Origin of the sequence: Paenibacillus popilliae ATCC 14706 (genome assembly GCF_000315235.1) — a bacterium.
In the GTDB taxonomy this organism is placed as follows: domain Bacteria; phylum Bacillota; class Bacilli; order Paenibacillales; family Paenibacillaceae; genus Paenibacillus_B; species Paenibacillus_B popilliae.
The window spans coordinates 18,055-29,866 of record NZ_BALG01000016.1 but is presented as its reverse complement, the minus strand read 5'-3'; the positions used below and the strand labels follow the sequence as shown (position 1 = coordinate 29,866).

12 protein-coding genes are annotated in these 11,812 nt (G+C 54.3%); 2 read left to right on the top strand and 10 right to left on the bottom strand.

Going from position 1 to position 11,812, the window contains the following annotated elements; genetic code table 11:
• Positions 1-6 precede the first annotated feature (6 nt).
• Positions 7-837 (bottom strand): DUF421 domain-containing protein, encoded by an 831-nt coding sequence (locus PPOP_RS01300; protein ID WP_006284191.1) that lies wholly within the window; start codon positions 835-837, stop codon positions 7-9.
• 161 nt (positions 838-998) lie between these two features.
• On the bottom strand, positions 999-2,312 hold the full coding sequence (locus PPOP_RS01295; protein ID WP_006284190.1) for an ArsB/NhaD family transporter: 1,314 nt from the start codon (positions 2,310-2,312) through the stop codon (positions 999-1,001).
• 213 nt (positions 2,313-2,525) lie between these two features.
• Here PPOP_RS01295 and PPOP_RS01290 point away from each other — a divergent pair, with 213 nt between their 5' ends.
• Complete coding sequence (locus PPOP_RS01290) at positions 2,526-2,921, top strand: TIGR04086 family membrane protein (protein WP_006284189.1); 396 nt, start codon at positions 2,526-2,528, stop codon at positions 2,919-2,921.
• A 122-nt stretch (positions 2,922-3,043) separates the two neighbouring features.
• Positions 3,044-3,904, top strand: a complete 861-nt coding sequence (locus PPOP_RS01285) for a phosphatase PAP2 family protein (RefSeq protein WP_006284188.1) — start codon at positions 3,044-3,046, stop codon at positions 3,902-3,904.
• Between the two features lie 84 nt (positions 3,905-3,988).
• Here PPOP_RS01285 and yajC read toward each other — a convergent pair whose 3' ends face one another.
• The 8 genes from yajC to PPOP_RS01245 all read right to left on the bottom strand — a co-directional run bounded on the left by yajC (position 3,989) and on the right by PPOP_RS01245 (position 11,728).
• Entirely contained in the window at positions 3,989-4,309 is a 321-nt protein-coding gene (gene yajC, locus PPOP_RS01280) for a preprotein translocase subunit YajC (RefSeq protein ID WP_006284187.1), read from the bottom strand.
• Positions 4,310-4,412: 103 nt separating this feature from the next.
• The gene (gene tgt / locus PPOP_RS01275) at positions 4,413-5,552 is read right to left on the bottom strand and encodes a tRNA guanosine(34) transglycosylase Tgt (RefSeq protein WP_006284186.1); all 1,140 of its coding nucleotides are present in this window, start codon (positions 5,550-5,552) and stop codon (positions 4,413-4,415) included.
• Positions 5,553-5,579: 27 nt separating this feature from the next.
• Positions 5,580-6,617: a tRNA preQ1(34) S-adenosylmethionine ribosyltransferase-isomerase QueA gene (gene queA, locus PPOP_RS01270; RefSeq protein ID WP_006284185.1), complete on the bottom strand. Its 1,038-nt coding sequence runs from the start codon at positions 6,615-6,617 to the stop codon at positions 5,580-5,582.
• 12 nt (positions 6,618-6,629) lie between these two features.
• The gene (locus tag PPOP_RS01265) at positions 6,630-8,675 is read right to left on the bottom strand and encodes a SpoIID/LytB domain-containing protein (protein ID WP_006284184.1); all 2,046 of its coding nucleotides are present in this window, start codon (positions 8,673-8,675) and stop codon (positions 6,630-6,632) included.
• A 38-nt stretch (positions 8,676-8,713) separates the two neighbouring features.
• Positions 8,714-9,715 (bottom strand): Holliday junction branch migration DNA helicase RuvB, encoded by a 1,002-nt coding sequence (gene ruvB, locus PPOP_RS01260; protein ID WP_006284183.1) that lies wholly within the window; start codon positions 9,713-9,715, stop codon positions 8,714-8,716.
• Between the two features lie 15 nt (positions 9,716-9,730).
• Positions 9,731-10,351 (bottom strand): Holliday junction branch migration protein RuvA, encoded by a 621-nt coding sequence (gene ruvA / locus PPOP_RS01255; protein WP_006284181.1) that lies wholly within the window; start codon positions 10,349-10,351, stop codon positions 9,731-9,733.
• Positions 10,348-10,851, bottom strand: a complete 504-nt coding sequence (gene ruvC, locus PPOP_RS01250) for a crossover junction endodeoxyribonuclease RuvC (protein ID WP_006284180.1) — start codon at positions 10,849-10,851, stop codon at positions 10,348-10,350. Before ruvC ends, ruvA begins: the two co-directional genes overlap by 4 nt.
• Positions 10,852-10,996: 145 nt before the next feature.
• Complete coding sequence (locus PPOP_RS01245) at positions 10,997-11,728, bottom strand: BofC C-terminal domain-containing protein (RefSeq protein WP_006284179.1); 732 nt, start codon at positions 11,726-11,728, stop codon at positions 10,997-10,999.
• Positions 11,729-11,812 lie beyond the last annotated feature (84 nt).

Below are 11,812 nucleotides of genomic sequence, written 5' to 3'. Positions count from 1 at the left end.
TTGTCCCTATTTTTGCTTCCGATCCACGAATAAATAGCCCCGATGATCGATAGAACAGAAAAAAACGTCTTTAAATTCAGTGACGCCTTTCAGGGTAAGCTGGTTTTTCAACCAGAAGCGCGTCTTATTGATGGTCGACAGGTTATGATCCTGCACTTTGCCATCCATAATTAGCGGCAACGGCAATGCCGTGAAATGATAACGCTCCGGCTTGCGCAGGGCGGGGCCTGTCTTCTTCCCCCGCTTTCCGCCCCCCAACGAGGAGGACGAACTGCCGCCAACGGCAAGCAAACCGGGACCTTTTGCATCCCCAGTATCATTCTCTTCCAACATGCCGCCCGATTGCTGGGCGCCATTCTGGGCTTCCTGGGCGGGCGACGTGTCCGCGCCCTGCTTCAGGAACACGGTTAGTTTGCCGTTTGCCTCCAGTATCGCATAGCGAACACCGCCGATATTGTCCACTCCCTGCTCACGGAGCTGCTGCATCAGATCGTCGAGATTGTACCGCTGCCGGGCCATCTCTGAGCGGTCAAGCTGGCCGTTCTTGATGATAATGCTTGGCTTGCCATCGAACAGATGCCTTATCCATTGGCTTTTCAAGGCAATGTAAGCCACGCTGATCTGAATGATAATAAGAATGATGATCGGGACAAGCCCTTGCCATAGCGGCTTTTTGCTGTCTTCGATGACAAACACCGCAATCTCCGCAATCATGATGGAGATGACGACATCGAAGACGGACAGCTTGCCGATCTCTCTTTTGCCCATCAGACGAAGCACGATGAAGACAACAATATACATCAGGATCGTGCGCAATACGAGAGTCCAGACTTCCATTAGCAACGCCTCCCGGTGCCATTTTCGGTGTGCCAGTACGTGTATTCTGGCCCCGTGCTGCGAGAGGCATGCAGCTTTTTTCTTATCGAAATGTTCCCATCCTGCATCTTACATTACGATTAGTGGTTTGTACCCATCCGTTCGCTTTGGATCGCGAACGGTTAGAGAATGAACAGGAAAATGTAGACGGTTGAAATCGCTAGCGACAACAGCGTTAGCGGAGCCCCAATTTTGAGAAAATCCATGTAGCTGAAGGCATGTCCCTCGCGCTGCGCCATCCCTGCCACGATCACATTTGCCGATGCGCCGATCAAGGTGCCGTTGCCACCCAGACAAGCGCCCAAGGCCAGTGACCACCAAAGCGGATTCAATTGGTTCGGATCCGTAATGCCCAACTGGGTCCCGACATCCTGCAGAAGCGGAATCATCGTCGCCACAAAAGGGATATTGTCAATCGTCGCAGACGCGATGCCCGAGCCCCAGAGCACGAACATGGCGGTTCGCGTCATATCGCCGCTCGTGACGCTCAACATCCATTGGGCCAATTGATTGATGACGCCGACTTCAATCAGTCCGCCTACGAGAATAAATAGGCCGATGAAGAACAAGATGGTCACCCATTCTACCCGATGCAGCGCTTCTTCCAGCTCTTCTTCTCCCTTCAGGCCGATCAGCATCAGCAGCGTAGCTCCCACCATGGCGACAACCGCCGGCTCCACATGAATGGCCGAGTGAAGCACAAATCCCAGGATCGTCAATACGAGGATCGTCACCGATTTCCTTACGAGCCGCTTGTCCGAAATATACGATTCCGCCGACAACTGCATCAGGGCATGGCGCTGACTGTCCGTTACCTTCAACTGCTTCCGGTATATGAATACGAGCACGACAAGCACCACAGCCATGATTACCACGACGACCGGCGCTAAATAGATCAAGAACATATTGAAGGTCAAATGCGGGTTCGCAGACCCAATCATAATATTCGGCGGGTCGCCGATCAATGTCGCTGTGCCGCCCACGTTCGAAGCGATAACTTCCGTGATCAAAAACGGAACCGGATTGATATTGAGCATCCGGGTAATGGAAAATGTAATCGGTACAACCAGCAGTACGGTCGTCACATTATCCAGAAAAGCCGAACCGACCGCCGTTAAGACCGCTAACATCACCAGGATCCGGATCGGCCTGCCTTGTGTTCGCTGTGCCGCCTTGACGGCTGCATATTGGAAGATCCCGCTCTTGTTCGTAATCCCGACGAGTATCATCATCCCGACCAGCAGGAAAATCGTGTTCCATTCGATATGCTCAGTGAACGCGCGATGCACATCTACGATTTGCAGCACAAGCATCGCCACTGCTCCTAGCAGGGCGATAATGGCCCGGTTCATCTTTTCTGAAATAATAATGGCATAGGTCACAAGAAATACGATTACCGCAATCGTAACCTGCCATGTCGACGCATCATGTCCCATGTCATTCCATCCCTTTCTGCGCAACAATTTCAACTCGGATCTGGGCTTCCTATGACGGATTCGATATCTTGTCACACATTATAACGCCGTTCTATATTTTTCGTCTATGCCTTGTACTATTTCTATCGGCTTGCCCATACGATCTATACTACGAATATTTTTGTCCATCCCCGGCCGGGAATGATAATTCAATCCGAAAGGAGAATTCCAATCATGAATGCATTGCAGCGTGTATCTCAATGGAAGCCGAATCACCCCATATTGGCCGGCATCGTCAATTCATTTATGTGGATGGCCATGGGGGCCTTGGCCTTGTCCGTACTGCTCTACTCTAGTTCTACATATGAGGACAAGACGCTCGGCTATATTTATCTTGTCCATATCATCGCTCTTGTTATTGGGGGCTGGACGGCAGGCCGGCGCAGCGGGCGCAGAGGCTGGTACTACGGCGGTCTGACCGGTTTTTTCTATGCAATGCTTATCCTCGTTATCGGCTTTCTCGCCATGGATGCCGGCATCACCTTCCAGAAACTGATTCTCGTTGCCGCGGCATGCGCCTGCGGCGCGCTCGGCGGCATATTCGGCGTCAATATGAGCCGGAAGAAGTAATCCTCCGCAACCGCGCAACTGGCGGCAAGAAATGGTCGCCTGGTCTGTATGTTCCCCCCTGCACTTTATGATATACTAAAGGAATGAAATAACCGTTTACCGGAATTATTAGGGGGATATTTGTGGTCTTATTTCACTCCATGCAGACGGTCACGTTATGGACAATCGCGGTCGTTATCCTGCTGCTATGGTTCGGATCGGGCAAGCAGCCGCTGGCTCTGGTCGCTGCATTTTACAAGGCATTGCGGCAATCCCGCTCTTTCTTATTCGCTTTTATCGGCCTCATACTTATCCTGCTCGTAAATAACTTAGAGCTGACCGTCGAGAAAGCGCTGGCCATCAACTGGGATTTTACTTCCCATATTCATCAGTTGGAAGGTCAATTCGTACACAGCATTCAGAAGCTGTTCCATCATCCGCTTCTTACCCAGGTCGTCGCCTTTTTTTATATTGTTGTCTTCCAGTCGCTTGTTGTCGGATCCATCGCCATCTATATCGTGAAGGATCATCTTCGTATGGCGCGGGCGGTATGCTATGCGGTTATCATGAATTACGCGGTAGCCATCCCGTTCTATCTGTTCTTCCCGGTGAACGAAGTATGGTCATATCCGCCGGCTGCCGTAGAGTTCCGCATGCTCGACGTGTTTCCGTCCTTCGAAGAGAACTATCGGCAATTATCCGGATTGGATAACTGCTTCCCTAGCTTGCATACGTCGATATCCGTGACGGTTGCGCTGCTCGCGTCGCAATCGGGCAACCGACGTTGGGCAATCTTCACCTCGATCAGCGCCCTCATCGTCATCTTCTCGATCTTCTACCTCGGCATTCATTGGCTGACGGATATGATCGCGGGAACGATACTGGCAATGATAGCCTCTTATCTCGGAATGAAGTGGGCCGGGGTCCGGGCTTCGCGGAATACAGAGCTGTCCACGCACAGCAGCAAAGCGTATACGAAATCGTATCCGGATTCGAAAATCTGAAAATCGATAAAAAAGCGATGTCTCTGACGAGACATCGCTTTATGCATGATAATTATGAATCGGGTTCGATAATAAGCGACTAGACTATGATGACGTACTTGCGGCTTCCTCGCTATTGACCACCATGCTAATCGCATTGCGGTCAAATGTCATCTTCGTAACATCATTGACACGCAGAACGACGGTGTCGTCGGTAATCTCCATAATCGTGCCATGAAGGCCGCCAATCGTCACGATTTTGTCCCCTTTTTTCAACTGACCCAGCATCGAATTACGCTGCTTCTGCTTCTTCTGCTGCGGTCGGATCAACAGGAAATAGAACACCGCAAACATCGCAACGAATGGCAGCAGCATGGTTAACAACCCGCCGCTAGCGCCAGCATCGGCTGCTCCGGCTAAAAACATGGACAATCCCCCTTTCTCCAAATGGTTATATGGTTAACCTATGTATGGACTCCTCCTGCCAATGCCGTTGTCTCTAGGCGCGCACTCAGCCATCGGCAGTCCATTAAAAGCCGCTCTCGTTGCGCTCCATTCCGTAAGCTTCAAAAAATTCGTCTCGGAAGTCACGCAAACGATCATCGCGAATGGCTTCACGAACTTGACGCATCAGATTCAACAGGAAGTATAAATTATGATACGTCGTCAGGCGCAAGCCAAACGTCTCATCCGCCTTAATCAAATGGCGGAGGTACGCACGCGAGTAATTGCGGCACGTATAACAATCACAGTTCGGATCAAGCGGTCCGAAATCCCTTGTGAACTTAGCATTCCGCACGACGAGACGGCCTTGACTCGTCATCGTTGTCCCGTTGCGCGCGATACGGGTAGGCAGGACGCAATCGAACATATCGATTCCACGCATCGCTCCCTCCACCAATGCATCCGGCGATCCGACGCCCATCAAGTACCGCGGCTTGCTGTCAGGCAAGAGGGGCACCGTCGTCTCCAACACCTCGTACATCAACGGCTTCGGCTCGCCCACACTGAGTCCTCCAATAGCATACCCCGGGAAATCCATCGAAGTCAAATCCTTGGCGCTCTGTATGCGCAGATCTTCATACATCCCGCCCTGCACGATGGCGAACAGCGCTTGATCATGTGGCCTCGCATGACTATTCAGGCATCGTTCCGCCCAGCGGGTCGTCCGCTCCAGCGAATGCTTGACGTAGCTGTGCTCGGCCGGATAAGGAGCGCATTCGTCGAACGCCATCATAATATCGGGACCGAGCGCATTCTGAATCTCCATCGCTTTCTCCGGGGAGATGAACAGCTTGTCTCCGTTCAGATGGGAACGAAAATGAACGCCTTCTTCTTCAATTTTACGCATCTCGCTTAAGCTGAAAACTTGGAATCCGCCGCTGTCCGTCAAAATCGCGCGGTCCCAGTTCATAAATGTATGCAACCCGCCCGCTTCCCGTACGATCTCATGTCCCGGCCGCAGAAAAAGATGGTACGTATTGCTCAAAATGATCTTCGCATTCATCTCCTTCAATTCTTCCGGGCTCATCGTCTTGACCGTCGCCTGCGTGCCGACCGGCATGAAGGTTGGCGTCTCGAACGAACCGTGCGGCGTATGGACGATGCCCAAGCGCGCGCCGGTCTGCTTGCATGTCTTCATCAACTCATAGGTTACTGCTGCTGCCATCGAATCATCATCCTTGTCGTAGGTAGGTTAGTCGTCTGTGAAAATGAGCATCGCATCGCCGAAGCTGAAGAACCGGTACTCTTGTTCTATCGCTTCCCGGTAAGCCGCCATCATGTGCTCCCGGCCGGCGAAGGCGCTGACAAGCATCACCAGGGTCGACTTCGGCAGATGGAAGTTCGTCAGCAGAGAGTCGACAAGCCGGAATTCGTATCCGGGATAAATAAAAATATCCGTCCAGCCCGAACACGCCGCCACCGGCTCTGAACCGTAACGGCCCGCTACCGTTTCCAACGTCCGGCATGAAGTAGTGCCGACCGCGACAATCCGACCGCCCAAGCTTCTCGTCTCGTTAATGAGCGCCGCCGTCTCCTCGGACATCTCATAATATTCTGCATGCATCACATGCTCCTCAATCACGTCCGCCGACATGGGCCGGAACGTGCCCAGACCGACATGAAGCGTGATCCGGGCGATACCTACCTCTTTGGCCCGAATCTGTTCCAGGATGCTGTCCGTAAAATGAAGACCGGCTGTCGGAGCCGCCGCCGAGCCTTCATGCTTCGCGTAGACCGTCTGATAACGCTCTCGGTCTTGCAACAGCTCTTTAATGTAGGGAGGAAGCGGCATCTGCCCCAAGCGATCAAGAATCTCATGAAAGATGCCTGCATACTCGAAGCGGATGAGCCGCCCGCCCATCTCGCGCTCCTCGATGACGGTACCCGTCAGCTCGTCCCCGAAGCGGACGGTGGCCCCCTTCTTCAACCGCTTGGCTGGCTTCACCAGCGCTTCCCATATATCATCCTGCTCCTGCTTCAGCAGCAGCACCTCGACATTCCCGCCCGTATCCGGCTTGACGCCATACAAGCGGGCCGGGATGACCCTCGTATCGTTCAGAACTAGCAGATCGCCCGGCTTCAGGTATTCAATCATATCGGGAAATGTCCGATGCTCCACTTCTCCGGTCCGCCGGTTCAATGCCAACAGGCGCGATGCCGTTCGATCCGGCAGCGGCGTCTGGGCGATAAGGCGTTCCGGCAAATCAAAATCAAATAAATGTACATCCATATCGTTGCTGCCCTACCGTTTCACTAAATCTACATTTTTATAGTAGTATTTCAAGATCGCTTCGTAGTCATACCCTTGGTCGGCCAGCCCCTTCGCGCCCCATTGCGACATGCCGATGCCATGGCCGTTGCCGTGGCCGACGAACAGGAAGGACGGTTCCTGCGACTGCACGTCCGCCTTGCCCTTGCCGTCCGCGCCAACCGAAGCGGCGGTCCCGGCCGGCACGATATCGAACAGCGTGCTCGGCAAATCGCCGAACGCGCTTCGGAAGTTGTTCGGAGAGCTCACGCCGACGGGAATGCCGTTCGCTTCAATCTGGGTCACGCGACCGGAAGGTCCGCGCTCGGTAATCTTCAAGCTCGTCACCGGTCCGGTCAGCTTCGTATTGGTCCGCTCCTTGAGCCAGGCGGTAATCTGTGAAGAGGTATAAGGCCCACGGAACCAATGCATCTCGTTCGATTCCGGCACCGTATCCATGACGGTCATCGCCGTCCCTTGGTTCACCTTGGCTACAGGATCGACATTGGATTGGATAGCTGGGATCGGCCTTACGTTCGTTCCGTCCTCGATCGCGGTAACCTGTTCGAAGCCCGCTTCATTGTTGCGGTTCACCGGACGAACGACATCCTCCCGCACATAACCGCTCTTCCCATCCGGCAGGATCACCTGGAACCATGATTTTTTGCCTTCCAGCACCCCTTCGTCCGGGCTATCGACCACCTGGAAATAACCATAGTCTCCGCCCCAAATCTCGCTCGGATCGGCGGTCTTCCCGCCGGCATTGGAGTGGAAAATCGCTTCGATCAGCTTCTTATCCTGCATGAGCACTTCCCCTGCCGTCGCTTCGACCGCTTTGCGGATATCGTCCTGCTCCTTTTCTACGCCGGAGTAGGCCTGGCTTAACGTCGTATCCACCACATTGGCAAGCTCGAACTTGTCATTCTGGTAAAGCGCGAACGTCCGGGAAGCGACCGCCTGCGCCTTCAACGCTTCCTGCGGCCAGGCGGCATACACCTCGCCGCCGACGACCGAGACCAAATATTGCTCCAGCGGAACTTCATTGACGAGCGCCAGCTTATCTTTGTGCAGACTGATCTCCATATCGCCGCGGTAGGCTCGGCCGTAGCGCTCCGTTACCAGGATCGTGCTTGGCGTCCTCGTTGACACCATCCATTTGGCGTCGCCGTTCACGCGGTAATGCGCAATCGTCTTGCCTTCGTCGGCTTCCTTCATATGTATAAGCGCGCCTTCCGCCTGCGCAGTTACGGCAGTCAAGGAGGTGCGGGCGATTTTCTGCTTCGTTGCGCCCAGTTCGAATGCCGAGGCCGCTTGACCGGCCCATACCGCTACCCGGCTCTTCCCGTTGTCCAGCATCGTAACGAGATAGGCGTCGATATCGGCATCCAGCAGTGTCTTCAGCGCCGGTGCCGCCTCCTTCTCGGACGAATAAATTCCAGCCTGCAAGTAATTCGGACCGGCTAATTGGGGCTTGTAGTCCTGCACCAGCTTCATTGTGGCCTGATCGCCCTTCATGCGGTCAAGCGCCTGTCCGGCTGCCTTCTCGGTCGGGTAGCTGCCCGCATAGACCGAATAGAATGTCGCGCCGCGGCGGCTGAATTGAATCATGAAGGCGGTGTTGTTCGCCTGCGCTTGCTTCAGCACCGCCAGGGCTGCCGCCTTGTTCTTCGATTCATACAGCTTGATTTTGTAATCATCCGCACTGAAGCGGATTGTCCCCTCCGCCGTCACCGCTCCGGTTGTTCCGGCTCCACGGGCTCCGATTCGAAGCCCGACGGTTGAACTCAGGGTCACCTGAGGCGTCTGGCCCGGCGAGCGGCTGCCCAGATCGGCAAATAAGGCGACACGAATCAACTCGGAACCCATTTGCTCTGGTGATTGGGCTCCAGCCTTGGCTGCTTGTCCATTATCGGCAAGGGCTGCCGCCGGCACCGCAAGGACGCCCCCTGCAGGCAGCATCGCGGCTCCCCCAAACAGCAGCGTGCCTGCTACAGCGCCAGTAACGGTTCTTCGAATCACATTTCGGTAAATGGTCGTCATCCTCTTCTGTTCCCCTCTTCCTGCTCGTCGCGTCGTATTTATTTCTCTGGAGTGGGCAATCCTAGATGGTGATAAGCCTGATGGGTAACGATACGCCCGCGGGGCGTCCGCTGCAAAAATCCAATCTGCAGCAGATAAGGTTCATATACATCTTCGATCGTCTGGCTCTCCTCACCGATCGTCGCGGCAATCGTATCCAGTCCGACCGGGCCGCCGCGAAAATGGGAGATCATCGCCTGAAGCATCTTGTGATCGATCGCATCGAGGCCGAGCGCATCGACTTGGATCATGCGCAGGGCTTCCCCCGCCAATGCCGGCGTAATGATCCCGTCGCCGCGCACTTGAGCGAAATCGCGCACCCGCTTCAAGAGCCGATTCGCGATCCGCGGAGTTCCCCGCGAGCGAATCGCGATCTCATCGCTGGCCTCGCCTGTAGTCTGGACGTCCAAAATATCGGCGGCACGGCTCACAATGAAGCTCAGCTCATCCTTGCTGTAATACTCCAGCCGGCTGACAACGCCGAAGCGATCGCGAAGCGGCGCAGAGAGCAGGCCTGCCCGCGTCGTCGCCCCAATCAGGGTGAAGCGGGGCAGATCAAGGCGAACGGAGCGCGCGCTCGGACCTTTGCCGATAATGATGTCCAGCGCGAAATCTTCCATCGCCGGATACAATACTTCCTCCACCGTCCGGTGAAGCCGGTGGATCTCATCGATGAACAACATGTCGCCTTCCTGCAGATTGGTTAGCAGCGCCGCCAAGTCACCCGGCCGCTCGATGGCCGGACCGGAAGTCGTTCGAATGTTGACCCCCATCTCGTTGGCGATAATGTTGGACAGCGTCGTCTTCCCCAGTCCGGGAGGACCGTACAGCAACACGTGGTCGAGGGCTTCCTTGCGCATTTTGGCCGCTTCGATGAATATTTTCAGGTTGTCCTTCACCTGGTTCTGCCCTATGTATTCAGACAAATAACGCGGACGCAAGCTCAATTCGACTGCCTGATCCTCCATCATATAATTGGCTGAAATGATGCGTTCTTCCATCTGTACCGCCTCTCTTTACCCTGTGAACAGCAATTGCAACGCCTTCTTCATGATCGAGTCGACCGTCTCGTCCACATGCACGCGATGCTGGAGATCGCTCCAGACCCGATCCAGCTCGACATCCTTGTAGCCAAGCGCCTTCAGCGCTGCGCGGGCTTCGTGCCACGCACCGTCTTCCCGTTCGTCCTCGATCGTCTGCACCTCAGCGAACAGCGATCCCGGATCGAGGTCCACACCAATGCCATCCAGCTTGTCCTTCAAATCAAGCACGATGCGCTGAGCCGTCTTCTTCCCGATTCCGGGCAGCTTCGTCAGGAACGAATAGTTCTCCTGCTGAATCGCCGCCACGACGGAGTCCGGCTTCCCTGCGCTCAACATGCCAAGCGCGACCTTCGGTCCGACGCCGCTGACTTCAATCAGGCGGCGGAACAGCTTCTGCTCCTGCCGCGACGCGAATCCGAACAGCAGAATCGCGTCTTCCCGCACATAATGGTGCGTATATACAGTTACGGCCGCTTCCGACTTCGCAAACCCGTACGGATTCGGCGTATAGATACGATATCCAATCCCTTGAACATCCAATACGACATAATCGGCTTCCAAATGGACCACCGCTCCGCGAACAAAATCAATCATGGACGCAATACTCCGTTCAATTTGTCATGTAATCCGCTGGAATGCGCATGGCATAGCGCCACGGCCAAGGCGTCCGCGACATCGTCCGGCTTCGGTATCGCCTTCAGATTCAGCAGCAAGCGCACCATCTCCTGCACCTGTCTCTTCTCGGCGTTGCCGTAACCGACAACCGCCTGCTTCACCTGCATCGGGGTATATTCCCCGATCGGAATGCCCCGCTTCGCGGCCGCGAGAATGACGACGCCACGGGCTTGTCCTACGCTGAAGGCATTCGTCACGTTGCGGTTGAAGAATAGCTTCTCAATCGCCATCGCATCCGGCTTATAGCGATCCAGCAATTCCTCCGCCGCTTCAAAGACTTGAAGCAGCCGCATCTCCGGAGCGGTGGCCGAATCGGTCTGAATACAGCCATATTGCACGGGAATGACCTTGTTGCCGATTTTATCAACAAATCCGAAGCCGACAATGGCAATGCCCGGGTCAATGCCTACTATGCGCAAAAAAAATCTCTCCCTAACGATTCGGTGTATGATTAGCGAACATATGTGTTCACTCCATTATAACACAGATCGAAAAGAAGAGAATGAATGATAAAAAATGAGGACGCCTTTACGGGACGTCCTCATTCGGATTGTCGTCCAGCGGTCATTTGGCCTCCGCCGCCGGATTCATCACTTTTTGCGAAGCTTCCACCGCATAATCGCTGAAGGTGGATAGCACGCTGTGGTATTCGTCGGTATCCGTAATCAGAATGCCGTCATACAACTGCTGAAGCACATGCGGCGGAAGCGCGCTCTCCATCGATTCGACATCAATTTGAAAAAAGGTCCGAATCACTTTTTTCTGCGCAGGCGGGCCTTCGTACAACGTCAAATTCCCATCCTCATCGAGACTGATGCGGACATCCTTGCAACGATCGGACATTTCCTCGATCTGTTCCTCCATAATGATCCGGCCTGCGACATCCAACGTGGCGCCCCAATCCGGATGATTCAGTATCAATTGAATGATAGCAGCCGAAGGATACATGCCCATCGTCTCTTCCCGCTGGCCGCAAATAAATTGCTGGCGATGAATGACTTCCCGCTTCCGATCGTCCTGCTGCAGCAACTGATTCAGCACGAGCCGGGAAGAATCATGCAGCTTAGCGAACTTATCCTCCTGTATCATCGCGAATGTCTCCATCGAAATGGGCGTCTTTCGCTCGTAAATGAGCTGTCGGATCTCCATTGACATGCGAATTGCCAAGGTCAGGGCACCAAAAAATAATACAATAGCGACGAGCCGCCAGATCGGGCCTTTCGTACGGCGGATATCCTGTTTCCATTGCTTCACTCGAAAATAGAACCGGGAACGGGAACGATGTTCTCGCGTCATGACAATCCCCTCTTGCTTTTTTATCCATAGTGTGGCCCAATAGCGGGGGAGGTTATACCCTTGTTTCAGTTTATCCGTTCGTTC

What these genes read in the sequence shown, in the direction of transcription:
- PPOP_RS01295 (WP_006284190.1), bottom strand. Translation starts at nt 2,312, where the DNA reads ATGGGACATGATGCGTCGACATGGCAGGTTACGATTGCGGTAATCGTA.
- PPOP_RS01245 (WP_006284179.1), bottom strand. Translation starts at nt 11,728, where the DNA reads ATGACGCGAGAACATCGTTCCCGTTCCCGGTTCTATTTTCGAGTGAAG.
- PPOP_RS01290 (WP_006284189.1), top strand. Translation starts at nt 2,526, where the DNA reads ATGAATGCATTGCAGCGTGTATCTCAATGGAAGCCGAATCACCCCATA.
- queA (WP_006284185.1), bottom strand. Translation starts at nt 6,617, where the DNA reads ATGGATGTACATTTATTTGATTTTGATTTGCCGGAACGCCTTATCGCC.
- ruvB (WP_006284183.1), bottom strand. Translation starts at nt 9,715, where the DNA reads ATGGAAGAACGCATCATTTCAGCCAATTATATGATGGAGGATCAGGCA.
- yajC (WP_006284187.1), bottom strand. Translation starts at nt 4,309, where the DNA reads ATGTTTTTAGCCGGAGCAGCCGATGCTGGCGCTAGCGGCGGGTTGTTA.
- tgt (WP_006284186.1), bottom strand. Translation starts at nt 5,552, where the DNA reads ATGGCAGCAGCAGTAACCTATGAGTTGATGAAGACATGCAAGCAGACC.
- ruvA (WP_006284181.1), bottom strand. Translation starts at nt 10,351, where the DNA reads ATGATTGATTTTGTTCGCGGAGCGGTGGTCCATTTGGAAGCCGATTAT.
- PPOP_RS01265 (WP_006284184.1), bottom strand. Translation starts at nt 8,675, where the DNA reads ATGACGACCATTTACCGAAATGTGATTCGAAGAACCGTTACTGGCGCT.
- PPOP_RS01300 (WP_006284191.1), bottom strand. Translation starts at nt 837, where the DNA reads ATGGAAGTCTGGACTCTCGTATTGCGCACGATCCTGATGTATATTGTT.